Source organism: Nocardia sp. NPDC004151 (assembly GCF_042874235.1).
In the GTDB taxonomy this organism is placed as follows: domain Bacteria; phylum Actinomycetota; class Actinomycetes; order Mycobacteriales; family Mycobacteriaceae; genus Nocardia.
In genome coordinates this window covers 152,020-175,803 of the sequence record NZ_JBIAMR010000015.1, presented here as the reverse complement: position 1 = coordinate 175,803, position 23,784 = coordinate 152,020, and the positions used below count along the sequence as shown (strand labels likewise).

General features: G+C 67.8%; 20 protein-coding genes and 1 pseudogene. 6 read left to right on the top strand and 15 right to left on the bottom strand.

The annotated features are described in order from the left end of the window. From ACFYTS_RS28895 to ACFYTS_RS28880, 4 genes are all read right to left on the bottom strand, one after another. Positions 1 to 1,641: an ABC transporter substrate-binding protein gene (locus ACFYTS_RS28895; protein WP_387308610.1), complete on the bottom strand. Its 1,641-nt coding sequence runs from the start codon at positions 1,639 to 1,641 to the stop codon at positions 1 to 3. A gap of 75 nt (positions 1,642 to 1,716) precedes the next feature. Then, positions 1,717 to 2,694 (bottom strand): nitrilase-related carbon-nitrogen hydrolase, encoded by a 978-nt coding sequence (locus ACFYTS_RS28890; RefSeq protein WP_357289076.1) that lies wholly within the window; start codon positions 2,692 to 2,694, stop codon positions 1,717 to 1,719. Beyond that, complete coding sequence (locus ACFYTS_RS28885) at positions 2,691 to 3,731, bottom strand: agmatine/peptidylarginine deiminase (protein ID WP_387308608.1); 1,041 nt, start codon at positions 3,729 to 3,731, stop codon at positions 2,691 to 2,693. The genes ACFYTS_RS28890 and ACFYTS_RS28885 overlap by 4 nt, the downstream gene beginning before the upstream one ends. Positions 3,732 to 3,853: 122 nt before the next feature. Next, positions 3,854 to 4,564, bottom strand: a complete 711-nt coding sequence (locus tag ACFYTS_RS28880) for a hypothetical protein (protein ID WP_387308606.1) — start codon at positions 4,562 to 4,564, stop codon at positions 3,854 to 3,856. A 265-nt stretch (positions 4,565 to 4,829) separates the two neighbouring features. Here ACFYTS_RS28880 and ACFYTS_RS28875 point away from each other — a divergent pair, with 265 nt between their 5' ends. Both ACFYTS_RS28875 and ACFYTS_RS28870 read left to right on the top strand, forming a co-directional pair. Continuing rightward, the gene (locus ACFYTS_RS28875) at positions 4,830 to 5,960 is read left to right on the top strand and encodes an agmatine/peptidylarginine deiminase (protein ID WP_387308604.1); all 1,131 of its coding nucleotides are present in this window, start codon (positions 4,830 to 4,832) and stop codon (positions 5,958 to 5,960) included. A gap of 4 nt (positions 5,961 to 5,964) precedes the next feature. Beyond that, positions 5,965 to 6,540 carry a TetR/AcrR family transcriptional regulator gene (locus tag ACFYTS_RS28870; RefSeq protein WP_387308602.1) on the top strand — a complete coding sequence of 192 codons (576 nt, stop codon included), beginning with the start codon at positions 5,965 to 5,967 and terminating at the stop codon, positions 6,538 to 6,540. A 6-nt stretch (positions 6,541 to 6,546) separates the two neighbouring features. Here ACFYTS_RS28870 and ACFYTS_RS28865 read toward each other — a convergent pair whose 3' ends face one another. From ACFYTS_RS28865 to ACFYTS_RS28845, 5 genes and pseudogenes are all read right to left on the bottom strand, one after another. After that, positions 6,547 to 7,119 carry a TetR/AcrR family transcriptional regulator gene (locus ACFYTS_RS28865; RefSeq protein WP_357289061.1) on the bottom strand — a complete coding sequence of 191 codons (573 nt, stop codon included), beginning with the start codon at positions 7,117 to 7,119 and terminating at the stop codon, positions 6,547 to 6,549. A gap of 77 nt (positions 7,120 to 7,196) precedes the next feature. After that, positions 7,197 to 8,301 (bottom strand): annotated as a pseudogene (locus tag ACFYTS_RS28860) (agmatine/peptidylarginine deiminase); the annotation flags it as partial. 73 nt (positions 8,302 to 8,374) lie between these two features. After that, complete coding sequence (locus ACFYTS_RS28855; protein WP_387308600.1) at positions 8,375 to 9,481, bottom strand: agmatine/peptidylarginine deiminase; 1,107 nt, start codon at positions 9,479 to 9,481, stop codon at positions 8,375 to 8,377. Positions 9,482 to 9,587: 106 nt separating this feature from the next. After that, on the bottom strand, positions 9,588 to 9,818 hold the full coding sequence (locus ACFYTS_RS28850) for a hypothetical protein (RefSeq protein ID WP_387308598.1): 231 nt from the start codon (positions 9,816 to 9,818) through the stop codon (positions 9,588 to 9,590). Further along, positions 9,805 to 11,508 carry an amidohydrolase gene (locus ACFYTS_RS28845; protein WP_387308596.1) on the bottom strand — a complete coding sequence of 568 codons (1,704 nt, stop codon included), beginning with the start codon at positions 11,506 to 11,508 and terminating at the stop codon, positions 9,805 to 9,807. Before ACFYTS_RS28845 ends, ACFYTS_RS28850 begins: the two co-directional genes overlap by 14 nt. 435 nt (positions 11,509 to 11,943) lie before the next feature. Between ACFYTS_RS28845 and ahpC the strand changes: the two genes are divergently transcribed. Both ahpC and ahpF read left to right on the top strand, forming a co-directional pair. Continuing rightward, complete coding sequence (ahpC, locus tag ACFYTS_RS28840; RefSeq protein ID WP_387308594.1) at positions 11,944 to 12,507, top strand: alkyl hydroperoxide reductase subunit C; 564 nt, start codon at positions 11,944 to 11,946, stop codon at positions 12,505 to 12,507. Positions 12,508 to 12,557: 50 nt separating this feature from the next. After that, the gene (gene ahpF / locus ACFYTS_RS28835; RefSeq protein ID WP_387308592.1) at positions 12,558 to 14,138 is read left to right on the top strand and encodes an alkyl hydroperoxide reductase subunit F; all 1,581 of its coding nucleotides are present in this window, start codon (positions 12,558 to 12,560) and stop codon (positions 14,136 to 14,138) included. 70 nt (positions 14,139 to 14,208) lie between these two features. On the opposite strand, the gene ACFYTS_RS28830 is transcribed toward ahpF, so the two are convergent. The 3 genes from ACFYTS_RS28830 to ACFYTS_RS28820 form a co-directional block, all read right to left on the bottom strand. Further along, a complete protein-coding gene (locus ACFYTS_RS28830) occupies positions 14,209 to 15,381 on the bottom strand; it encodes a cytochrome P450 (protein WP_387308590.1) in 1,173 nt (390 codons plus the stop codon). Positions 15,382 to 15,838: 457 nt separating this feature from the next. Continuing rightward, on the bottom strand, positions 15,839 to 16,699 hold the full coding sequence (locus ACFYTS_RS28825) for an alpha/beta hydrolase family protein (RefSeq protein WP_387308588.1): 861 nt from the start codon (positions 16,697 to 16,699) through the stop codon (positions 15,839 to 15,841). Positions 16,700 to 16,907: 208 nt separating this feature from the next. Then, positions 16,908 to 18,065 (bottom strand): helix-turn-helix domain-containing protein, encoded by a 1,158-nt coding sequence (locus ACFYTS_RS28820; RefSeq protein ID WP_387308586.1) that lies wholly within the window; start codon positions 18,063 to 18,065, stop codon positions 16,908 to 16,910. Positions 18,066 to 18,307: 242 nt separating this feature from the next. On the opposite strand from ACFYTS_RS28820, the gene ACFYTS_RS28815 reads away from it, so the two are divergent. Continuing rightward, complete coding sequence (locus ACFYTS_RS28815; protein WP_387308585.1) at positions 18,308 to 18,520, top strand: hypothetical protein; 213 nt, start codon at positions 18,308 to 18,310, stop codon at positions 18,518 to 18,520. A gap of 58 nt (positions 18,521 to 18,578) precedes the next feature. Here ACFYTS_RS28815 and ACFYTS_RS28810 read toward each other — a convergent pair whose 3' ends face one another. Both ACFYTS_RS28810 and ACFYTS_RS28805 read right to left on the bottom strand, forming a co-directional pair. After that, positions 18,579 to 20,249, bottom strand: a complete 1,671-nt coding sequence (locus ACFYTS_RS28810; protein WP_387308583.1) for a phospholipase D-like domain-containing protein — start codon at positions 20,247 to 20,249, stop codon at positions 18,579 to 18,581. Between the two features lie 317 nt (positions 20,250 to 20,566). Further along, positions 20,567 to 21,586: a hypothetical protein gene (locus tag ACFYTS_RS28805; RefSeq protein ID WP_387308581.1), complete on the bottom strand. Its 1,020-nt coding sequence runs from the start codon at positions 21,584 to 21,586 to the stop codon at positions 20,567 to 20,569. Between the two features lie 286 nt (positions 21,587 to 21,872). On the opposite strand from ACFYTS_RS28805, the gene ACFYTS_RS28800 reads away from it, so the two are divergent. Beyond that, a complete protein-coding gene (locus tag ACFYTS_RS28800) occupies positions 21,873 to 22,637 on the top strand; it encodes an SDR family oxidoreductase (protein WP_387308579.1) in 765 nt (254 codons plus the stop codon). A gap of 69 nt (positions 22,638 to 22,706) precedes the next feature. Here ACFYTS_RS28800 and ACFYTS_RS28795 read toward each other — a convergent pair whose 3' ends face one another. Further along, positions 22,707 to 23,717, bottom strand: coding sequence for a hypothetical protein (locus tag ACFYTS_RS28795; RefSeq protein ID WP_357287485.1), 1,011 nt, complete (start codon positions 23,715 to 23,717; stop codon positions 22,707 to 22,709). Positions 23,718 to 23,784 lie beyond the last annotated feature (67 nt).

Genomic DNA, 23,784 nt, shown 5'->3' with positions numbered 1-23,784 from the left:
TCATTGCCCCCGGCCGAGTCCGGCCAGCCACGGCGCCTGCATGTAGGCGAACGAGGAGGGCGCGCCGGTGAGCTTCTTGTCCAGGATCAGGAACAGCGCGGGATGGACCATCGGGATCCAGGGCAGGTCGGCCATGACCAGCCGGTCGGCCTCGATCATGGCCGCGGCCCGCTGGTCCGGGTCGGCCTGGGTGCGGGCGCGTTCGAGCGCGGCGTGCAGTTGCGGATTGTCGTAACCCGAATAGTTCTGCGCGCCTTTGGGTTCGGTGTAGCTGGCGATCAGCGCCGCGGGATCGGCGTAGTCACCGTAGGTGGTGGTGCTGAACGCGTCGACACCCTCGCGGGCCTTGGGATCGGTGAACAGGTTGATGTAGTTCTGCGGCGAGACGTTGGACAGGCTGGCGTTCAAACCGATCGAATCGGCCGCTTCCAGCCACGCGTTGGCGGCGGTGTTGACCGTGGACAGTCCGGTGGAGGTGGCGATGACGAACGGCTTCCCGGTGGCTCCGGCCTCGCGGATGAGCTGCTTGGCCCGCTCGAGGTCGGGCGCGGGATCCGGCGCCGCGTTCCAGGCCGCGGTGAACGCGTCCTTCGCGTACCCCCAGGTGCCCGGATTGGTGGACATACGCGGCCCGACCGCGTTGCCGCCGTACACCGCGGCGCTGAAGGCGTTGCGGTCGAAGGCCAGCGACAGCGCCTGCCGGACCCGCAGGTCGCCGAGCACGCCGGTGAGATTGGCGGGGATCAGGAATTCGGTCTCGCCCGAGGGTCCCTTGTGGATCTCGACATTCTTGATCTGCTCGAGCTCCCGGAATGTGGAGGTGTCGGTCAGATAGGTTCCGCTGATCTCGCCGGTCGACAGCCCGGTGGTCAGGGTGGCCGCGTTGGAGACTCCGCGGAAGTCGATCCGGTTGGTCATCGGTTTCAGCGACGGATCCCAGTAATTCGGATTCGCCGTCACCGTCAGCGATCTTCCGGCCGTCCACTCGGCCAATTTGTACGGCCCGGTGCACATCGCGCCCCCGTCGGGCGTGCCATAGCGCTGCCCCTGACCGCGGGCATACCGTTCCTCGATGACCACACCCGCCATCGACGAGAGCTCCCCGGGCAGCCAGTAGTCCGGGCTGCTGAGGGTGAGCGTGACGGTGTCGGGACCATCGACGGAGATCTTGGTGATGCGTTTGAGGACCGTGCTGTAGAAGCCGCCCGTCTGGGTGTCCATATTGCGTTGCAGGCTGAACGCGACGTCGGCCGGAGTCAGCGGTTGACCGTCCCAGAAGCGCACTCCGGCACGCAGTTTCAGGACCAGGGTGGTCGGGGTGGCGAAGTGGTATTCACTGGCCAGCCCGGGCGCGAGCGACCCGTCGGGCTGTTGGCGCAGTAGCGATTCGCACAGCGTCGAGACCACGGTGTTCTCCGGGTAGTCGAACGCGGTGGCCGGATCGATCGTGGTGGGGTCGCGGTACAGCGCCCAGGTGGCGCTGTCCGCGGGCCCGGCCGCCGCGGCGGTCATCGAGGGGAGGCCCAGGAAGTTCGAGCTGGAGATGGCGGTGGCGGAGGTTTCCGGCCGTCCGCCGCACCCGGCCAGCAGAGCCGTCGCACAGGTGGCCAGGGCGACCGTTTTCATTGTGGTGATGCGCATTTCGTCCCTCGGAATGTCGTGGGCCTGTCTCGGTGTGCCGCGGGCTAGCCGCCGGGCACGGGAGGGGTGGTGCTGTTATGCCTCGACGGCGGCAGATTCGGCGGTGAGAGCGCCGTAACTGGCCGGGCGGCGGGTGTCGAACATGCCGAAGGTGAGCCAGTCCCGACGCTGGTCCAGATCCAGGTCCGCGACCAGGACGGTGTCCCGGTCCCGCGGAGCCTGCACGATCGTCCGCCCGTACGGATCGGAAATGAACGACGACCCGTAGAAGGTGATGCCGTCCTCGTGCCCGATCCGATTCACCGCGACCATGAAGGTGGCATTCGCCAGGCCATTGGCCGCGATCATCTGATGCCACATCGGCAGAGTGTCGAATTCCTTCAATTCGGGATCACTGCCGATCGCGGTCGGATAGACCAGAATCTCCGCGCCGCGCAGCGAATACACGCGCGCCAGTTCCGGGAACCACTGATCCCAGCAGGTGGGGAATCCGAATCGGCTGCCCGCCGCGTCGATCACCGGGAATCCGCTGTCGTCGGAATCGAAATAGCGGTCCTCGTGATACCCGGGGAATTGGGGAATGTGAAGTTTGCGGGTGCGGGCCAGCACCTCGCCGCTGGGCGCGACCAGGATCGCGGTGTTGTACCCGCGGCCGGTGTCGCTGTGCTCGTAGAGCGAGGCGTGCACCAGGATCCCGTGGCGGGCAGCGAGGTCCCGCGCGAACGTGGTGGTGGGCCCGTCGGGAATGGTCTCCCGGTGCGCCGCGGCCTCGGCGTTGTCGGGCACGGTCGCGAAGTACGGGCTCAGGGTCAGTTCCTGCAGGCACACCACCTGCGCCCCGAGCAGCGCCGCGCGGGCGACGCCGGCGGCCAGGACCGCGCGATGTTCGTCCGGATCGGCGTGCCAGCTGGTCTGCACCGCGCCGACCCGGATCGGGGTCCGCGTCGGCGGGTCGGTGCGGGCCGGTGAGGACGTCGGCGTGCCGAGCGCGGTGACGGTGACGAAGGTGCCGTCATCGGTGTGGTCGGGTCCACGGAAATCGAGGTCGCTCACAGGTTCACCCCCGCGCTGGTCACGGCCGGGATCTGCTGGGTGATGCAGTGGACGCCACCGCCGCCGAAGGCGACGATATTGCCCGGGACGCCGACGACTTCGCGATCGGGGAAGGCCTTGCGCAGGGTGTCCAGCGCGGGCTCGTCGAGTTCGTGCCCGGCGGTCGGGGTGATCACCGCGCCGTTGGCGACGTAGAAGTTGGCGTAGGCGACCATGGTGTCGGTGCCGTCGGGCAGGGTGGTGACCGGGAATTCGGGCAGTTCGTAGATTTCGAACGGCCGGCCCGCCGAGTCGGTCGCGGACCGCAGCACCTCGAGGTTGGCGGCCATCCGCTCGTAATCGGGCAGATCAGGATTCGTACAGGTCTGGGCGACCACCGCGCCCGGCCGCACGAACGTGCAGACGCCGTCGACGTGGCCGTCGGTGTGAGCGTCGTCGAAATGCCCGTAGGGCAGCCAGATCACGGTCGTGATGCCCAGTCGCAGCCGCAACTCCGCCTCGATCTCCTCCCGCGACATCGACGGGTTGCGATTCGGGTTGAGCAGGCACTGCTCGGTGGTGATGAGGGTGCCCTCGCCGTCGACGGTGATCGAGCCGCCCTCGAGCACCATGCCCGAGGCGTGGCGATCGAAACCGAGGGCCTGGAGTATCCGCCCGGCGAGTGCGTCGTCCTTGTCGTAGGGCAGGAATCGTTCGCCCCACGAGTTGAAGCGGAAGTCGACGCCCGCGCGCCGCCCGTCCCGATCCCGCACGATCAGCGGCCCGGAATCCCGGATCCAGGAATCGTCGATCGGCATCTCGACGACATCGACCGCCCTGCCGCACGCCTTGCGCACCTCGTCGGCCTGACCCGGATTGGCGATCATCAGCAGCGGCTCGAAGTCACCGATGGCGTTCGCGGTCGCGGCGTACTCCGCTTTCGCTTCCTCGAAGTAGGGGCCCCACAGGCTTTCGCGGGTCGGCCACGCCATGAGGCAGCGCTCGTGCGGCGCCCATTCGGCCGGCATTCGCCAGGTGGTGGTTGTACTGCTTTCCATTTGCGTTCTTCCGATCGTTCGGACGTCGAAACGTAGGGGCATCTTCACACTGACCAAATTGTTAGTCAATGGCGCTGACCGGCCTGGACCTGCTGCGATACCTGCCGGTCAGCGGGTTGCGGTCAGTTCACCGGAGCGGGCGGGGTGGCCAGGTCGGCGAAGAACTGGAACAGGGCCACCGCCGTGATCGGCCCGCCGACGGCGATCAGACCGACGGCCGCACCCAGCGGCGCGGTGGCGGCGGCGGTGACCAGGCAACCGCCGATCGCGCCCGGGATCGCCAGGGTCCCCAGGGTCGGGATGCCCGCGCTGGCGCCCAGCAGCGCCCCGCCCGCGACGCAGCCCACGGCCGCGCCGATCGCGGTTCCGATCAGGGTGCCGACCGCGGCGCCGATGGTGGCGGCACTGGAGAAGTTGGCCAGCGCCTGGTTGTAGTTGGGATTGGCGGTCGCGTCGATCGAGGTCAGCGTCGGCGTTCCCGCCGGAACCGGCACCGCCGCGGCCGGATCGGTACCGGGCGTCAAGGTGGCGGTGTTGCCCTCGACGCGGGCCGCGATCGGCCAGACCATGCCCTCACGCTGATAACTCAGCGGCAGCACCGCGACCGGTGCGCCGCTGCGGTCGAGCACCTCGAACCGGCCGTCCCGGGCGGCCAGCGAACCGGCGTCGGTGGTGACCACGACCGAGTGGTCGACCAGGGTGGCCCGGTACTGGATGCCGGGTGCCGAGGTCGGCGAATCCGGCTGCGCACCAGCGACATTCGCGGTCATCGACGTGCTGGCGAGAGCGGCCGCCGCCAGGGCCGCGGTCGTGGTGATCGAGCGAAACTTCATCCTGATCTCTCCGGTTGGGGATGTTCGGTGTGGATCAGTGTGCGCCGCATCACTCCCGTGATCGCCATGACAATGTGTCTAAATTTTCAGTCAGTATTCGCCCGACCGTCCACTGGAAGTGCGACGGACTTCGCACTACAAGTGCATGACGCGCCCGTACGGCGGCTATCGATTGAATTTTCAGTCAGGGCTATCATCTCGGTAGCCCTGCGATCGCTCATGCGATCGGAACCCATCAACGGACCGGACAACAAGGAGTGGCGCGATGCGGCGGCGGCGATTCTTTCAGGTGAGCATGGCGATGGCGGGCGGCCTGCTGCTGGCCGCGTGCGACGACACCGGCTCGGACACCAATGACACTCCGCCCAGCCGGGTTCCGCATGACGACCGCGCCTGGTTGATGCCCGAGGAGGGCGATCCGCACACCCGGACCTGGATGGCATTCGGTGCGAGCGAACGGGTCTGGGGCGCGGAGCTGCTCCCGGTGGTCCGCCACAACCTGGCTTCGATCGCGCAGGCCATCGCGCGGTTCGAGCCGGTGTCGATGCTGGTCCGTCCCGAGGAGATGGACATCGCGCGCGGGCTGATCGGCGGCGCGAACGTCGAGCTGGTGCCCGCCGCGCTCGACGATCTGTGGATGCGCGACACCGGGCCGGTGTTCGTCAAGGGCGGCGGGGCGCTCGCGGGGGTCGATTTCAACTTCAACGGGTGGGGCGGGAAACAGTCGCACGCCCAGGACGCGAAGGTCGCGCAGATCGTCACCGGCCGGGCCGGGGTCGAAACGCTGCACACCGGTCTGGTGCTCGAGGGCGGCGGGATCGAGGTCGACGGCGAGGGCACCGCCATCATCACCGAAAGCTGTGTGCTCAACGACAATCGGAACCCGGGTTGGAGCAAGCCGGAGGTCGAGTCCGAGCTGAAGTACCTGCTCGGCCTCGAGAAGATCATCTGGCTGCCCGGCATCAAGGGGCACGACATCACCGACGGCCACACCGACTTCTACGCCCGCTTCGCGCGGCCGGGCGTCGTCGTGGCGGGCCTCGACACCGACCCCGAGTCCTACGACCACGACGTCACCCAGCGTCACCTCGAAATACTGAGGGACGCAACGGATATGCACGGCAACCCGCTGCGGGTGGAGGTGATCGAAGGTCCGGCGCAGGTACGCCCGCAATACCGGAACGAGAAGGACTTCGCGGCCGGGTACATCAACTTCTACGTCTGCAACGGTGCTGTCATCGCGCCGCAGTTCGGCGATCCGGACGGCGATGTGGCCGCCAAGGACACCCTCGAGCGTCTGTTCCCGGACCGCGAGGTCGTACAGATCGATATCGACGGCATCGCCGCGGGCGGCGGCGGTATCCACTGCACCACCCAGCAGCAGCCGGTCGGCTAGCGCGGTGAGGGAACGTGAACGGCACATCCTGGACGCGGCGGTCCGGGTGATCGCCGAGGACGGGGTGCAGGGTTTGCGCATCGGCAAGGTCGCCGCCGAGGCCCGCGTCTCGACCGCACTGATCTACCACTACTTCGAGGATCGGGCGGGCGTGCTGCGCCATGCCCTCGAATATCTCGATCTGCGGGCGGCGGCGCACATCGAGGAGGCGGTGCCCGCGGACCTGTGCCCGCGCGCCGCACTCGACCGGATGCTGCTGGTGGAACTGCAGAGCGCGCTCGACGTGCGCATGCACTGCATCGCCTGGGGCGAACTGCGGGCCAGCGCGGTGTTCGCGCCGGAGCTGCGGGAGACATTGCGGTCGACCACCGGTGAATGGGTCGACCATGTCGCGGATGTGATGCGGAAGGTGGTCGAGACCGCGCACGGTAGCCCAGCGCCCGACCTGACCGGCGCGGCCGAACGCCTCACGACCCTGGTGGAAGGCTTGAGCAAACGGTGGCTCAGCGGGTACTGCACTATCGAGCGGACCCGTGAATTGCTCTCCGGCGCAATCACTGCCGAGCTCGCCACGATCTGATCGGTGTCAGACCCGGCCCAGTTCGGCGACGACCGCGCCCGCGAGCAATTCGCGGGCGCGAGCCAGGTCCAGGGAGCCGCTGAGCCAGCGCTCACTGAGGCCCTCCACGAGGGCGGTGAGGCGTTCGGCGGCGGCGGTGGGGTTGACGTCGCGGACCGCGAGCCCCGCCTCGCGGGCCCGCTCGATGAGGGCGGCCGCTTCCTCGACCCAGCTCTCGGTCGTGGTGCGCAGCTGTTCGCGCAGATCCTCGGAGAAGACCGCGCTGGCCCGGAGTTCGCCCCAGGCGATGCTGTTGTTGCGCACGTCGGGAACGTCCTGGATCTCCAGCAGCAGCATATGTTCCAGCGCGGCACGGGGATTGGCGATCGCGAACGCCGAATCGGTATAGCGCTGCGCCTGGGCGTTGATGAATCCCAGCGCGGCGTCGAGCACGCCCGACCGATCCTTGAAGTGGTAGTAGATCAGCGCCGTGGAGACTCCGGCTTCGGCGGCGAGCTTCTCGATACGCAGCCCGCGCACGCCGTCCTGGGCGATGACGCGAATGGCTGCTTCCAGGATCTGAGTCTGACGGTCGGACACGGAACCTCACTTTACGGATGTGCCGGATGATCGGACGTATACGGGTCCCGAGGGGTGGGCGGAGTGCTCAGGTTCGCGGGTTCCTGCTGGGTGGTGCAGTGGATGCCGCCACCGCCCGCGGCGATGCCGTCGATCGGGATCTGCGCGACGTAGCGGTCCGGGAACAGGCGACGCAGGGTGGCGTGTGCCGCCGAATCCGCTCGGGGATCATCGAATTCGGGTGCGATCACCGCGCCGTTGCAGACGTAGAAGTTGATGTAGCCCGCCGCGAAGTCCTCGCCGTCGAACTGCGGGCGGACCTGCGACGGCCCCTCGATCACCTCGACCCGCAAGGGCCTGCCCCGGGCGTCGGTGGCCGAGCGCAGGATCTCGAGATGCGTGTGGGTGACGTCGTAGTCGAAGGAGTCCGGGTCGGTGTCCAGCCCCGCCACGACCACACCCGGCCGGGCGAAGCGGGCGTAGAAGTCGGTGTGCCCGTCGGTGATGTCGTAGCCGGCGATGCCCGGCAGCCAGATGATCCTCTCGAGGCCGAGCAGGTATCGCAGCTCGTCCTCGACGTCCTTCTTCTTCCAGCCCGGGTTCCGATTGTTGTTGAGCACACAGCTTTCGGTGATGATGGCGGTGCCCTGGCCGTCGACCTCGATTCCGCCGCCCTCGAGCACCAATTCGGCGGGCAAGGACTCCACTCCCGCCGTGCGGGTGACGAAGTCGGCCACCTTGCGATCCTGCCGGGCCTTCTGTTTCCCGCCCCAGCCGTTGAAGTTGAAATCGACCGCGGCCATACCGTTCTCGCCGTGTACGAAGACCGGTCCGGAATCGCGCATCCAGATGTCGTCGAGCGGCGCGGGGATCAGGTCGATACGGGGGTCGGTGAGCAGGCGGCGGGCCAGATCGAGGTCCTCGGGGCGGACCACCACCGAGACGGGTTCGAATCGCGCGATCGTCAGCGCGATCCGCGCCAGATCGTGCTGGACCTGTGGCAGCAGGCGTCTCCCCCACACCGCCTCGTTCGCGCCGAAGGCCATCCAGGTCCGCCGGTGCGGATCGCCTTCCTCCGGCATCGACCAGCGGCGGCCGTCGTCCTCGAAGTCGCGCGAATCTCCCAGCAGGCGGCTCAGCGCACCGCTCGCGAATCGGCCCATACCCATGCTTTCTCTCCCGTACTTTTCGAAAGCCCCGCACACCGACTCTAATCTTGACTGAAATTTCAGCCAACACCGGCGCGCGGGGCGGCCTCCGTGATCCCGCAGGTGGTCTAGTCCACCGGTTCCTGCTGCGTGGTGCAGTGGATACCGCCGCCACCCCAGGCGATGCCGTCGATGTTCACCTGCACGATCTGCCGGTTCGGGAACAGCCGGGCCAGGGTGGACTTGGCGGCCGAATCCGCTTCGGCGTCACCGAATTCCGGGGCGATGACCGCGCCGTTGCAGACGTAGAAGTTGATGTACCCGGCCGCGAAGTCCTTGGTCTTGTACTCGGACCGGACCTGGGTCGGCGCCTTGATGACCTCCACCTGCACCTGCCGGCCGCGCGCATCGGTGGCCGTCTTCAGGATCTCGAGGTGGCGCTTGGTGACGTCGTGGTCGTAGGACTTCGGGTCGGTGTCGAGCGCGGCCACCACCACCCCGGGCCGGGCGAAGCGGGCGTAGAAGTCGGTATGCCCGTCGGTGATGTCCTGCCCCGCGATGCCGGGCAGCCAGATGATCTTCTTCAGCCCGAGCAGCTTGTCCAGTTCGGCCTCGACATCGGCCTTGCTCCAGCCGGGGTTGCGATTGGCGTTGAGCACACAGCTCTCGGTGATGATGGCGGTGCCCTCGCCGTCGACCTCGATCCCGCCGCCCTCGAGCACCAGCTCGGTCGACACGGTCCGCGCCCCCGCGCGACCGGCGACCAGGCCCGCCACCCGCGCGTCCTGCCCGTGCGCCTGCTTGTTGCCCCACCCGTTGAAGTTGAAGTCGACCCCGGCCTTGCCGCCGCCGCCCTTGACGAACACCGGCCCGGTGTCGCGCATCCACAGATCGTCGAGCGCGGCGGGCACCAGCTCGACGTTCGCCCCGCCGATCAGCCCGCGCGCGATGTCCATCTCCTCGGGACGGACCAGCATCGACACCGGCTCGAACCGCGCGATGGCCTGCGCGATCGAGGCCAGGTTGCGCTGGGCCTCAGGCAGCACGTCACCATAGGCGGCACTCGCGCCGAACGCCATCCAGGTGCGCTTGTGCGGCTCCCCTTCCTCCGGCATCGACCACGGCCGGTCGCCGCCCCCACTGCCGGTGGCGGGCATGGCCGAGGCGGCCTTGGCGGCGAGGAGCACCCCGCCGACCACACCGATACCCGTCTGTACGAACCGACGACGCTGCATACATATCTCCCAAAAATCCGGTCTTGCTCGAAGGCTGCAACGGTATCCCTGACTAAAAATTCAGTCAAGGAGTGAGCGGCAGGAGTCCCCGGCCGTCGCGAACGGGTCAGTGCGCCAGCGTCAGCGTAGGCGGGGGCCGACGGAAACCGCGGGTCAGGATGCCGAGGTAGAGCACGCCCACACTCAGCCAGACGGCGCCGATCACCAGGGTCCGTCCCATGTACACCAGGCCGAACAGGATCAGCGACGGCAGGCCGAGGACGCGCCGCAGCTGGGCGTCACCGGTGGGGTCGCCGGTCCGAGCCCGGGGTGTGGTCCGGGCTTCAGGCAAGGTCATCGTCGTTCTCGCATTCGATGGTCGTGCGGTTCCCCGCCGCGGCGAGGCGGTAGGTGGTGTGTCCGGCCAGCCAGGTCTCCAGCACCTTGATCTCCGGGATCGATGGCGGGGCAGACGATCTCGGGTCGGTGTCGAGCCACACCAGATCGGCGGCGGAACCGGGGGCCAGAGTCCCCCACGCGGCGTCGCGGCGGTCCGCGAAGGCCTGGTGGGCGACGCCGGCGGTGTAGGCGTCCAGGGCGGTGGTGATGTCGAGGAGCTCGCCGGGAATCCAGCCGCCACTCGGTTCACCCGCGGCGTTGCGGCGGGTCACCGCCGTCGCGATGCCGTCGAGCGGAATCGCCGACGACACCGGCCAATCGGAGCCGAACGCCAGGCGGGCGCCGCTCTCGGCCAGGCTCCGGAAAGGGTATTGGCGTTCGGAACGCCGAGCGCCGAGCCGGGGCATGGTCAGATCGACCATGACGGGGTCGAGTTGTGCCCACAGCGGCTGCACATTCGCCACCACGCCGAGTGCGGCGAACCGTGGAATGTCGTCGGGGCTGATCAGTTGCGCGTGGGCGATCACCGGTCGCCGGTCGCGCGGCCCGTTGCGGTCGGCGCAGGACACGACCGCGTCGAGTGCCGAACGGACCGCCGCATCGCCAATGGCGTGGATGTGCAGCTGGAACCCGGCGGCGTCGACGGCCGCGGCGGCGTCGGCCAGCGCCGCGGGCTCCCAGGTGTCCATGCCGCGCGAATGGCGGTGGGTGCAATACGGTTCGAGCAGCGCAGCGGTCTCGTTCTCGATGATGCCGTCGGCGAAGAACTTGACCGAATTCGCGGTCAGCAGTGGGTGATCGAGGGTCCGGACCCGGGCGCGGGAGGCGAGCAGGGTGGGCAGGTCCTCGGTGAACCGGCGCGGGTCGGCCAGCAGCGCCAGGTTCACGCGGGTCGACAGCGCACCGGAGCGAGCGGCCTCGAGGTAGACGGCGACGTCGGACGCCTCCACCCAGGCGTCTTGTACCCAGGTGACACCGTGCCGCGCGTACTGCGCGGTCGCGCGCCGCAGCGCGTCGACCCGCGCGGTGGTCTCGCCGGCGGGTGCGGCGGCCAGGAGCAGGTCCACCGCCCCGGCCTCGCGCAGCGTGCCGAGTGGGCTCCCGTCCGGCCGCCTCGGGATCTCGCCGAGCACCGGTTCGGGTGTGTCGGCGGTGATGCCGGCCAGTTCGAGCGCCGCCGAATTGCACCAGACCGTGTGATAGTCCCAGGCCCGCAACAAGACCGGGCGGTCCGGGACCGCGTTGTCGAGCCAGGCGGCGTCGAAGAGCCCGTCGGGGGCGAGACTGCTGTCGTAGCCCGCTCCGATGATCCAGCCGGGGCCGGGATGCCGCCCGGCCCATCGACGCAGCACTTCGGCGATCTCGGAAACGCTTGTGCAGGTTCGCACCTGAGGGCCGACGGCCTCGAGTCCGCCGAAGATGGGATGCGCGTGCCCCTCGCCGAACGCGGGCATCAGGAAGCCTCCGCGTAGATCGACGGTCCGCAGATCACCGGCCGGCACGGTCCGGGACCACCGCAGGGCGTCCGCGCCGACCGCTACGACCCGGCCGTCCGCGATGCCGAGCGTCTCGTATTCGGGCTCGCCCGGCGACCAGATCGACCCACCGAGGAACAATGTGGGGCGTTTCCGCGGGCCTTGGGCACGCAAATGACGATCCCTACTCTCGCACGCCTATTGTGATGTGAGTCATGTGAACTGAAGTCATTATGCGGCGAATTCGAGAATGTGCAACCTGCCTTGTCGGCGAAACTTGGCCATGGTTCCACACCGAAACGTACATTGGCTTCGAGCGGTCGATTTGCATGCGTGACCGCCGTGCCGATCCGCCGATCTCATGCCACCTACCTGCGCATACATCGAACTTTCCGGTCGAACTCCGACCCAGGACGGCACCCGCGCAGCCAGCCCCCGGTGAGGCATCGGTCACACTTCCGATCGCGGCACGGATCGCGACAGAAACCCTGTCCAGCCCTTATTGCCTCGCACTATCAATCAAAGAATGAATTCCGATTGGTTCTATCAATTAGCGCTCGATAGTTTCGAAAACAGCGATCCCACCACCTTTCGGAATGAGGCCAATTCATGTCGCTGATCAACAAGCGGATCAAGTCCTTCTCGGCGGAGGCGTTCAAGGACGGCTCCTTCGTGACCGTTTCGGACGCGGACATCCAGGGCAAGTGGGCGGTCTTCTTCTTCTACCCAGCCGACTTCACCTTCGTGTGCCCGACCGAGCTCGGCGACCTCGCCGACCACTACGACGAGCTGCAGCGCCTGGGCGTCGAGGTCTTCTCCGTCTCCACCGACACCCACTTCACGCACAAGGCGTGGCACGCGTCCTCCGACACCATCGGCAAGATCAAGTACGCCATGATCGGCGACCCCGCCCTCCGGATCAGCGCCGACTTCGGGGTGCTTCGCGAGGACGAGGGCCTGGCCGACCGCGGCACCTTCCTGGTCGACCCGGACGGCGTCGTCCAGTTCACCGAGGTCACCGCGGAGGGCGTCGGCCGCAACGCATCCGAGCTGCTGCGCAAGGTCAAGGCCGCCCAGTACGTTCGCTCGCACCCGGGCGAGGTCTGCCCGGCCAAGTGGGAAGAGGGCGAGGAGACCCTGGCCCCGTCCCTGGAGCTCGTCGGCAAGATCTGATTCGCCGACGCCTGCCCGCACCCGTTCCCGACCCATCGGAGTAGACCCGCATGCTCGACGCCTCGCTCGCACGCCAACTGAAGACACTGCTGGAGAAGGTGACTCAGCCGATCGAGCTGGTGTCCACCCTCGATGACCGCCCCAAGTCCGCGGAACTCGCCGAACTCCTCGACGAGATCGCCGGTCTGTCGGATCTGGTCACCCACGCGCGCACCGGCGACGACCCGCGCCGGCCGTCGTTCGTGATCCGCCGCGCGGGCACCGGCATCGAGGTCGGGTTCGCCGGAATCCCACTCGGACACGAGTTCTCGTCTTTGGTTCTCGCGCTGCTGCAGGTCGGCGGCCACCCCTCGAAGGAGGCCGCGGAGCTGCTCGCCCAGGTGCGCGATCTCGAGGGCGAGTTCCACTTCGAGACCTATTTCTCCCTGTCCTGCCAGAACTGTCCCGATGTCGTGCAGGCGCTGAACCTGATGTGCGTCCTGAACCCGACCATCACGCACACCGCGATCGATGGGGCACTGTTCCCGGACGAGGTCGCCAACCGCCAGGTGATGGCGGTGCCGAGCGTGTTCCTCAATGGTGAACCGTTCGGCTCGGGCCGGATGAGCCTCGAGCAGATCGTCGGCCGGCTCGATGTCGGGGCCGCGGCGCGCACCGCCACCACGATCTCCGAGAAGGACCCCTTCGACGTGCTCGTCGTGGGCGGCGGACCGGCGGGAGCCACCGCGGCGATCTACGCGGCGCGCAAGGGAATTCGGACCGGAGTCGTGGCGGAGCGCTTCGGCGGTCAGGTGCTCGACACGGTGGGCGTCGAGAATTTCGCCTCGGTGCCCTACACCGAGGGCCCGAAGCTCGCCGCCGCGCTGGACGACCATGTTCGCCGGTACGACGTCGATATCATGAACGCGCAGCACGCCACGGCGCTGATCCCGGCGGTCACGGAGCAGGGTCTGGTCGAGGTGGAACTCGCGAGCGGTGCGCGCCTGCTGGCTCGCAGCGTGATCCTCTCCACGGGGGCGCGGTGGCGGTCGATGAACGTTCCCGGCGAGACCGAATACCGGAACAAGGGCGTCACCTACTGCCCGCACTGTGACGGCCCCTTGTTCAAGGGCAAGCGCGTGGCGGTGATCGGCGGCGGCAATTCCGGCGTCGAGGCCGCCATCGATCTCGCCGGGATCGTCGCGCACGTGACGCTGGTCGAATTCGACGCCGAGCTGCGTGCCGACGAAGTCCTGCAGCGCAAGCTCCGCAGCCTGCCCAATATCGACATCCTGCTCAGCGCGCAGACGACCGAGGTGGTCGGCGACGGCGTCAAGGTCACGGGCCTGACCTACGCCGATCGCACGACCGGGGCGTGGCATTCGGTCGACGTGGATGGCGTCTTCGTCCAGATCGGACTGCTACCCAACACCGAATGGCTCTCCGGCACTGTCGATCTCACCCAGCGCGGTGAGATCGTCATCGACGATCACGGCCACACGTCCGTTCCCGGCGTGTACGCGGCGGGCGACTGCACCACGGCCCCGTTCAAGCAGATCATCGTCGCCGCCGGCGCCGGAGCGACGGCGGCCCTCGGTGCGTTCGACCACCTGATCCGCACCAGCCCGGCCCTCGAAACCGGTGCGCGATAGCTCACCCGAGCGGACCGAGGTACCCGTCGGTCCCGGTTCGTCCGCGAGTCCGGTGCCGGGTCCGCCACGATCACGGGACCAGGGGCAGGGAGGGCGGAAAGGTCACCGGGACGGTGACCGGGGCGCGATGGAAAGTGCTGGTGCGCCATGGCAGTTCGGACAGGGGGACCGCGAGTTTGATGTCGGGGAGGGCATCGAGGAGTTGGTCGAGGGCCTCGCGAGCGATGATGGAGGCTATCGGCTGGGCCGGACAGGTGTGGGCGCCCGAACCCCAGGCGAGGTGGGAGCGATTGCCGGTGTGGTCGCCGGAGACGGCGGGGTCGTTATTGCACGCGGTAATGCTGATCAGGACCGGTTGGTTCGCTGGGAGCCAGGAGCTGCCCACCAGCTGGGGCTGCTGCGGGTAGCGGGGGCATGCGTTGGCGAGCGGGGGGTCGGTGAACAGGACCTTGTCGATGGCGTCGCGCAGTTGGAGGGAGCCGGCGAGGACGTCGTCATGGAAGGAGGTGTCGTCGGCCATCAGGACCAGGGCGCTGACGATGAGATTCCAGGTCGATTCCGCGCCCATGGCGTAGAGCTCGGCCAGTTGTTCGACGATCTCGGCATCGGCGAAACCGGCGGCGTGGCCGATCAGGGTCGAGGTGACGTCGCGGTCCGGGGAACGCCGCCTGGTGGCTACCGATTCGGCCAGGACGGCGCGGAATCGGCGCTCGGCGAGGTCTGCGGCGGCCGTGTCGGTGGCCTCGATCAGATCCATCAGTGCGGCGCCGGCTTCCGCGCCGAGCACGGGCGGCAGGCCCATCAACTCGTTGAGGACGCGCAGGGTGAGCGGGCGGGCGTAGTCGGCGAGCAGGTCGGCCTGCCCGACGCCGCAAAAACTGTTGATCAATGGCACAGCGGCGGATTCGACCGTGCCGAGGAGCCGGTACTGGTCGATGTCGGCCATTGCGGCCAGATAGGCCGAACGGTGGGTCGACCGGCCCTTGTCCGACGATTCCACGGGACCCCACTCCATGATGGGCATGACCGGGCAGCTCTCCGGAATGGTCTCCTCCCAGGCACGCGAATCGGCCGGAAAGCGCTCGGGGTCACCGAGAATCCGTAGCGCCTCGCGATAGCCGAGGACCAGAACGGCAGGAATTCCGGCGGCCAGTTCGATGGGCGCCACAGGGCCGTACCGGCGGCGCAGGTCCTCGTACGCGCGGTGCGGGTCGGCGGCGAATTCTGGCGAGTGCAGCTTCACTCGCGCGGCTCCGCGCAGCGGTTCGGCACTGGAAACTCGAACATCTTCAACGTGCAACTCCCATGAACGGGTGAAACATGATCGGTGAGAAGTGCTCAGAACAAACGAAATCACGTCGGTGATTGCTGCGGGGATGCGATCGGTCCTGTGCCGCATCGATATCCCGTAACCTGCGCGGACCCTGCAGTCCGGTCCGCGGCGATGCTACCGACGTGCCGGAGAGACCGTGATACGCCTGTCTATCCGGCGACACGTTAAACATGCTCCGCTGTAACAGGTTTCGTTCACTCGTCGAATGTTACCCCCAGCTACCATCGCGCGCATCCTGGAGTAGGTGAGGATAGTCGAGCAGCAGTCGTGTTGTTGCTCATGGTATGTCGGAAATTAGCTGATCCCTGTGATCGGCTGTGGTGCGCACCCGTCTCCGAATTCGGGTGCGCACCTTGCCCATCGAGTGTCAGCCCGGAATCTGGTTGGCCAATCCGTTTCGCCGGAAGTCGGAGAACTGTTGGGAGTCAGTGCAGAAGCCGCAGTCGGGGCCGAAGAATTCGGTGCGGGCGTTCGCGTCGTCCATCAGCCAGTACCGGAGCCAGGCCGTGGACGGGCCGCGCATGTCCCCACCTGTGATGCCGGTGCCGAAGTGGGTGGCCCCGCGCAGCTCCGCGTACTCGGCCGGGGCCTGGTCGACGGCGTTGTACATGGCCTTCACCAGGACCGGCCACACGATCGCGTCGAACTGGCCGGCGAGGAACAGCGACGGCTTGTGGAGCTGGCCGGGGTCGTTGAGGGGTCCCGGCTGGATCGCGACGACCGTGTCGACGCGGGGGTCGACGGCGGCGTTGATCGCACCCGACCCACCCTGGGAGTGTCCCGCGGACCCGATCCGGTCCAGGTTGACCTTGCCGTAGAAGACGCTGGATGGATCACCGTTGAGCTTCTCGATGAGGTCGATCCCGCTGCGCATGGTGATCGCGAAATTGCTCACGGGCGTATTGGCTGCCACCACGATGAAGCCGTGGCTGGCGTAGTGGCGCAGCAGCAGGGTATACGCCCCGGGCAGCACGCCGGTCCCGTTGCCCCAGATGATCACCGGGTGCTTCTCCCCGTGCGCGCCCATGGTCTGCGGGTAGTACAGCGTGTGCACGACACCGATACTGACCTCCGGCGAATAGGGGCCCGCCGCAGCCCAGTTCCGGCCCACGCTCGGAATGCCGTCGGCGTGGGCGGGCGGCGCGACGCCGGTGAGAGTCAGCGCGGTGACCGCCGCCGTGACGAGGGCCGTCACGGCGGCGCGGAGGATGGAGGTGCGAATGCGCATGCGCGAACACCGTCCCTTTCGAATGCGGCCCGGAGGGCGGATTACACACCGGCGCAGCGTGACTGCGGTCCGGCGACTAGGCCGTTTGCCTGGCGGAAAGCTATGGCGCGTTCCCGCCGCGTGCGGCCGGAATCCGTTTCCCGGCGAAAGTCTTGTGCCTGAGCACAGACGGGCGGTCGTGAGACTGTTTCGCCTGCCCAGACCGGGGCTATCGGCGGGCCGCCTCGACCGCCAGCGCGAGCTCGATCATCGCGCGGGGTTCGGTGATGGACCGGCCGGTGAGCTCCTCGATCCGCCGCAACCGGTTCAGCACGGTGTTGCGGTGGCAGTACAACGCCGCCGCCGCGCCCGCCGCTGACCCGCCCGAGTCGAGCCACGCGGATACGGTGGCGAGCAGCACGTCACGTTCGGCCGCGGGCAATCGAAGCACCTCGCCGAGCACCACGGTCCGGAGCCGCTCGGCAAGGTCGGATTGCGCGGCGACCAGCGCGGCGGGCAGTCGCTGATCGAGCACCACCACCTCGTCGATGTCGGGCACGCAGGTCCGCAAGGCGATCTCGGCCAGCCAACGGGCCCTGGCCACTTCGGCCAGCGAGCCCACCACCGGACTGATTCCGGCCGCCACCCCCCGCTCCCGGAGCAGCCGGGCCGGCTCGGTCAACGCGTCGGCGCCGAGCGCGATCAGCCCCACCTCGTGGTCGGCGCGGATCCGCCACAGGATGTGGAAGCCGTCGGTGGCCGGGCGACCCTGATCGCGAGGCAGACCCGCGCCGATCCCCACCGACCGCACCGCGGCCACCGCGTAGCGAGCGCGCTCGGACAGGCCGAGGAACGCCGACGCCTCCGCGATCAGACCGGCGCCCCCGCCCGCGGGGAAGGCCGCGCCCGGACCGCCGAGCAGCACATCGAGAATCGCGTTGCGCCGCTCGCCGTCCCGCGCCAGGCGCTCCGACTCCACCGCCTGATAGGCGTCGGTGACAGCGCCGATCAGCAGATCGACGATGTCCCACAGATCCCCCACGCACGGCAGCAGATCGGGCAGCGCCGCCGGATCCTGCTCCGTCACCGTCGCGATCATCGCCTCCCACAGCAGCCGGCAGCCACGCCGATACGCGTCCTGCAGCGAGGCCAGCGGCAGCCCTTGCCGGGCCCGCGTCCGCCCGGTCCAGGTCGCGTCGGAAAGATCGATCGGCTGATCCTTCGAACGGTCCAGCATCGAGGCCACGGTCTGGCGCAGGTTGTGCAGGATGGTGTCCCGCAGCTCCGTGGGCGCGATCAGCCCCGCGTACGCGGCGTCTTCGGCGAGGATCCGCTCGGACAGCCCCGTGGCGATGCCGGGCAACCGACCCGAGAGCGGCTCGGCCACAGTGGACAGAATGTGCGATGTCTTGCCACGATCCAGCACCCGGCCGCCGCCCTTCCTCCACAAGCGATCCCGCCGCCGCGCACCGGTGCGGGACCAGCATGGTAGCCCCTGGCAAGAGGGACCCGGTCCGGCCCGGGACGCGGCACCGTTATTTGCCGGGACCGGTTCAGGCGCCCGCGAGACGACCAGGGCGTCGTCGAATCCCAGCCGATCCTCGGCAATATCGCCTGACCACATCCGAGTTGACCAAGCTGCTGGACCAGCGTCTCTCCATTCGCCAAATCGCGTACCTGGCAATCGCCTTCGGGATCCCCTATTTCGCCGTCGGGGGAATCTGGCTGGGCGCGCACCACGATCATCTGCGTGACAGACAAGGGCTGGACAAAGCCTTCTCCGCGGTGGGTGAGGTGATCGCCTGGCCCCCACTGGTGATCTCCGACATCGACTTGCGCTGACCGACGGAGTCCGCGGATCAGGAATCAATCACCCGCGAGGCAGCTCTCGAGACCGCGGTCATGGTGTTGACCGTCCGACCCAGAAGTCGATCTCGCGGTACTGCGGGCTGTCGGGCTCGAGGTGCCAGTTCTGCCAGGAGTCGCTGTCCAGGAGACCTTTCCACCGCTTGTCGACGGGCTGCAGGTGCCGGCGGAAGCGCCACCGATATTGGTTGTACACGGACATGATGTTGGTGGCGTAGGCGTCAGCCAGGCCCGGGGTGTCGCGGATGATGAGCAGATTCTCATCGTTGGTACCGCTGGCCTTCGGGCCGAGGTTATGCGACCCGGTGAGCAGGACGGGATTCGGCCCGAAGGGGTCGATGACGATGACCTTGCTGTGCACCATCGCGAACGCGCGGTCCAGCTTCTTCAGCTCTTCCCGGAAGAAGGCGGTGGGTGCGTCGATCGCCGCGGGCAACACGACGTCGAAGTCGGCCCGTTCGGTGTTGTCCTGATCGAACAGGTGCACCGGGTTGGCGGTGGTGCTGGGGTCCTGATTGAGCACGCCGCGGATGTACAGACGCCCGGAATGGGCGGTGTGCGCGACATCGAGGATCGTGTTGAGCAGGGTGTCCTTCGGGCCCGGGTTGAACATCAGGAACAAGATGGCGGTCCGAGCGCCGGTAATGGCGGTGCGGGCGTCCTCGAGGTCGGCGCGGTCGCGGGTCGGGGTGAACCACAGTCGCACGTGGGCCGGGTCCACTGTGAGGTCGCGCGGTGTGCTGTTGGAGGCGCGCAGGGACTCGGGAGTGTCGTCGCCGGCGTCTTTCAGGCGTTCCCACTGTTGCCGATACTGTTCGGCCAGGGCCGGATCGTCGATCAGCAGCGAGTTGTTGGCCTGGGTGCACAGGCCGGTCATGGTCCAGTTCTGGCTGCCGGTCCACACCCAGCGCGGCCGAGCGTCGTGGTCACAGATGATCAGGAACTTGTTGTGTCCCAAGGCCCGCGGGGAACACATCCGGTCGTGCAGCTCGACCTGCCCCCGCAATGTGGCACGCGCATCGGCGTTCTGATCGTCCCCCTGGTTCTTCACACTCCCGTTCGCCAGCACGACATGCGCACGCTCACCCAGGCGCGCCAGCGCGGCGATCAGCTGCGGGTCATCGAGTTCGTAGAGCGCCGCGTACACATCGCGGTGGTCTTGGGCCGCGGATGCGAGCAGCGTGAACAACCGAGCGCCGAGCGGCCCGGCCAGATAGTCCCGTAGCGGATTCCCGGAAGTCCGGATCACCGTTTCCAGCTCGGCGTTCTGCAGATCGTGACCGGAGACCCCCAACCTTCGTGAAACCCATTGCGCGGCAACGATTCCACGATTGAACACCGCCTCGATACCGGGCGACTCCTCCGGGGTGAGAGTGATCTCATCGGTCCAGTCGCCGGCCGAATCCGGGTCAGGACGAAGGTTGGCCTTGTCGGGACCGATCATCGGAAGGACCCGGTACGCCAATCGGTCTCCAGGGCCGGCCATGTAATCGGTCCACTGATACTTCTGGATCGGCCAGTTCGTGGACGCTCGCCGTTCACCGTCCACGGCCTGGTCGCCTTCGAACCCGACCCAGGTGCTGACCACTTCTTCGATACCGTTGCGGCGACGCAGCAGCGCGAACCCGCGACACCCGGCGATGAACCCGTCGGGCTTCCACGCGATCAGTACATCGTCACCGTTGTGATGAATCTTCACCAGCATGACCTCGCACCCCCGTCGAGGTTTGGTTTGCCAAGGCAAACAAACTAATACAGGCCACTCCGGAACGCCGCCATCCAGGAGCAGGCTTCCTCATGGTGCGGCGCGAGACCGTCACCACCGCCATCTACGGTCCAAAACAGGTATGACACAACTGATTCTAGAGCCGTCATGTCGGCGAGCGCGCGTAGGCGACTACTCAGCTTGCGGCGCGGATCGGAGCCCGACCCAGGTATTCCGATTCCTGCCACCGGGTGCCCGGTCCAGCCGCCGCGTTTCCGCATGCCGGACAGTGGTCGGCGGACGAACGCACGGGGAACTCAGAACCTGTATCGCAAAATCGCGGCGGCGGGTGTGCCGTCGGGCATGTCCTCGGTACGAACCGCCAGCACCCGGCCGTCGGACAGGAGCACTCGTCTACTGATCTCGTCGACGACACCTGGTGCGTCGGAATCCGATTCGGTCTCCAGTGTCACCGCTCCGTCGTCCGCGGCGACGTCGCCGGGCACGGTGACGTCGATGTCGACCAGCAAGGTGTCGACCATGCCGAGGGTGGCAGCGCGGGCGATCTCGGCGATATCAGTGGTTGCGCGCCCCTCTCCGCGCCGTTGGTCGAACAAGGCGTGCAGATCGGCCAGTTGGCTCGCGTAGTGGGTGTCGAGAATGATCCGGGACCGAGCACCGAGTTCGGCCGCGGAAAGCTGCTCGGGATTGCCGGGAATGGACTCCGCCAGCAGGTCCGGGTAGCTGTTGACGGACCGATACAGCGAATCGATCGGCTCGGCCGCCGCGAGAATCAGCGGCGCTTCTCGCCCCGTCAGCAGATCCCTCAGCCCCTGGTCCACGGCCCTGGCGTATTGCCGCACCCGCACTTTGCGCCCCTCGGTCCCCTGAATCCGGCCCTTGGGCGCACGGCCGCTCAGCGATGCCTTGCGGGCATGATCGGCGGCGCTCACCGGAAGACCCGGTATCCGAGTCTCCTCGGCGCCGCCGTCCGCGCTGACTTCGATCAGGCGGACAGCCCCCTCCGACAGGGCGAGCACGAAGGCCGCCTGCGGAAAGGTGGTCGCCCGCAATAGGGGTTTGAGGTGGAATCTGGATCCTACGAAGACGCCTTCCCGCAAGCGATTCGGGAGGCGATAGGTCCGCACCCGTTCCGGAGTGGCCAGGGCCACCAGCGTATTGGATTGGAATCGCCAGAAGTCCTCGTCGTCGACCAGATCGTCGAACTCTTCCTGCAGCGCCGCGCGGGCGTGGCGATCATCGATCCCGCCCAGCGCATCGCGCACATGGTTCGAGAATGCGATGCGGTTCTGATCCGGTGCCGCGGTGTCGGCCACGGTCGGGGTGTATATCGCGACACTCCACGGTTCGGCCTCGGCGGCCAGCGCTTTGATCTCGCCTCGCGTCGGAACATCGGTATGCAACATCTGGCCTCCTGCATCATGCGTCGAGCCGTCGTGTTCCCTGATGTATCGCGCCCCTCAGGTATCGACCATACCGAATCGAACCCTTCGGCAACTAGTCAGCAATATTTGCCGCGGACCCTCGCCGCTGGAGGACGGCACGATCACCGAACCAGTGCGAGATCGCTCATGCCAAGGGACTGAAGTAACGTGCCATCACATGAGTGAGAACTTGGCGGGTAAGAGTGCACTGGTCACCGGGGCGAGCCGGGGTATCGGGTTCGCGGTGGCGGCGGAGCTGTTGGCCCGGGGGGCCAATGTGGTGATCTCCGCGCGGAAGCCCGAGCCGCTGGAGGAGGCTGCCGAGAAGCTGCGCGGGCTGGGGCATGCGGGCAAGGTCGTGGCGGTGGCCGGGAACTCCGGGGACGCCGCGGCGCGGGCCGAGCAGGTCGCTACCGCGGTCGCGCAGTTCGGGTCGCTGGATGTGCTGATCAACAACACCGGGATCAATCCGGTGTACGGGTCGCTCATGGAGGCCGATCTCGACGCCGTGCGCAAGATCTTCGATGTGAATGTCGTTGCGGCGCTGGGGTATGTGCAGCAGGCGTACAAGGCGTGGATGGGTGAGCACGGGGGTGCGGTGGTGAATGTGGCCAGCGTCGCCGGGCTGCGGTCGACCGGGGTGATCGCCGCCTACGGGGCGTCCAAGGCGGCGCTCATCCGGCTCACCGAGGAGCTGTCGTGGCAGCTGGGGCCGAAGATTCGGGTGAACGCGGTCGCGCCGGGCGTGATCAAGACCAAGTTCGCCGATGCGCTGTACTCGGCGGACGAGGAGGCGGCGGCGGGGGTGTATCCGATGAAGCGGCTCGGGTCGCCGGAGGATGTGGCGGCGCTGATCGGGTTCCTCGCCTCGGACGAGTCGTCGTGGATCACCGGGACGACGGTGCGGGTGGACGGCGGCCTGCTGGCTACCGGCGGCATCTGAGAGTCGGAATCGAAAAGACATGCCCGGCACCGGGATTCGGTGCCGGGCACGGTCGTTTCGGGGGGAAGGTCAGCGGAAGGCGAGGGCGCCGATGGTGTCGCTGTTGCGGTACTGCAGGTACTTGCTGACGGTGGCCTCGTCGACCGCGGCGGTGGCGGTGGCGACGGTGACGACGACGAACTTGCTCTGGCTGCCGTCGCGCCACTTGCCGGTCTCGAAGTCGGCGATGTAGCTGCCGTCGGGCAGTTCCAGGTCGGTGTCCTCGAACTGGTTGTGCGCGGCGGACGCCTTCGCGTCGTCGGACATGGTGAGGACCAGCTGGGTAAGCATGAGCCCGCCGCTCTCGGCCTTCCACGCCATGGACGAGGCGCGCTTGCAGCCCAGGCCGGTCATCTTCCCGGCCTTCTCGATCGGGGCGCAGGAATCGTAGTCCTGGCCGGTCACGTAGGTGGCGTGGAGGGCGACGTCACCGAGCTTGAAGTTCCAGTCCTTGCCGTACTCGGTGTAGCTGAAGCGGCTGCCGCCGGGCGCGGCCTTGGAGGTGGTCGCGGTGGTGCGGGGCGGGGCCGAGGTGGCGGGCACCAGGGTCGGGCTCTCGGTGGTGGAGGTGGCGTCGGCCTGGGTGGCGTCGTCGCCCCCGGAGACGAGCACGATCGCGCCGACCGCCACCGCCAGCAGCACGACCGCGCCCAGCACCACACCGATGATCAGCCCGGTGTTCGACTTCGGCTGCTGCGGCGGATAACCCGGCTGCTGCGGGAAGCCCGGCGGGGGCGGGAAGCCCGGCCCGTCCGGCTGCTGCTGGCCGTACCTCAGGCTCTGCGCGAACCCCGGCGGCTGCCCGTACCCGGTGTCCTGCGGCTGGCCCGCCTGCGGATATCCCTGCTGCGCAGGCCAGTTCGTCTGCGTCGGCTGCCAGCCCTGGTCGACCGGCTGCTGTCCCGGCCATCCGGGCTGCTGCACCTGGTGTCCGCCGGTCCCCTGGGCGGGCTGATCCCACCAGGCGGCATCGGGCTCGCCGGGTTGCGGCTGGCGGTGGACAGTGGGATCGCCCCCGGATCCGGCTGGTGGATAGGTCATCTGATCACCTTTCGCGGACGGCCCGAGCCCTCCCCGGCCCGGCATTCGATTCCCGAAGAGTATGCGG

Bases quoted from the DNA above. Each gene is read 5' to 3' on its own strand.
- ACFYTS_RS28795 (WP_357287485.1), bottom strand. From the start codon at position 23,717: ATGACCTATCCACCAGCCGGATCCGGGGGCGATCCCACTGTCCACCGC.
- ACFYTS_RS28895 (WP_387308610.1), bottom strand. From the start codon at position 1,641: ATGCGCATCACCACAATGAAAACGGTCGCCCTGGCCACCTGTGCGACG.
- ACFYTS_RS28810 (WP_387308583.1), bottom strand. From the start codon at position 20,249: ATGCTGGTGAAGATTCATCACAACGGTGACGATGTACTGATCGCGTGG.
- ACFYTS_RS28825 (WP_387308588.1), bottom strand. From the start codon at position 16,699: ATGCGCATTCGCACCTCCATCCTCCGCGCCGCCGTGACGGCCCTCGTC.
- ahpC (WP_387308594.1), top strand. From the start codon at position 11,944: ATGTCGCTGATCAACAAGCGGATCAAGTCCTTCTCGGCGGAGGCGTTC.
- ACFYTS_RS28885 (WP_387308608.1), bottom strand. From the start codon at position 3,731: ATGGAAAGCAGTACAACCACCACCTGGCGAATGCCGGCCGAATGGGCG.
- ACFYTS_RS28850 (WP_387308598.1), bottom strand. From the start codon at position 9,818: ATGACCTTGCCTGAAGCCCGGACCACACCCCGGGCTCGGACCGGCGAC.
- ACFYTS_RS28855 (WP_387308600.1), bottom strand. From the start codon at position 9,481: ATGCAGCGTCGTCGGTTCGTACAGACGGGTATCGGTGTGGTCGGCGGG.
- ACFYTS_RS28880 (WP_387308606.1), bottom strand. From the start codon at position 4,564: ATGAAGTTTCGCTCGATCACCACGACCGCGGCCCTGGCGGCGGCCGCT.
- ACFYTS_RS28875 (WP_387308604.1), top strand. From the start codon at position 4,830: ATGCGGCGGCGGCGATTCTTTCAGGTGAGCATGGCGATGGCGGGCGGC.
- ACFYTS_RS28800 (WP_387308579.1), top strand. From the start codon at position 21,873: ATGAGTGAGAACTTGGCGGGTAAGAGTGCACTGGTCACCGGGGCGAGC.
- ahpF (WP_387308592.1), top strand. From the start codon at position 12,558: ATGCTCGACGCCTCGCTCGCACGCCAACTGAAGACACTGCTGGAGAAG.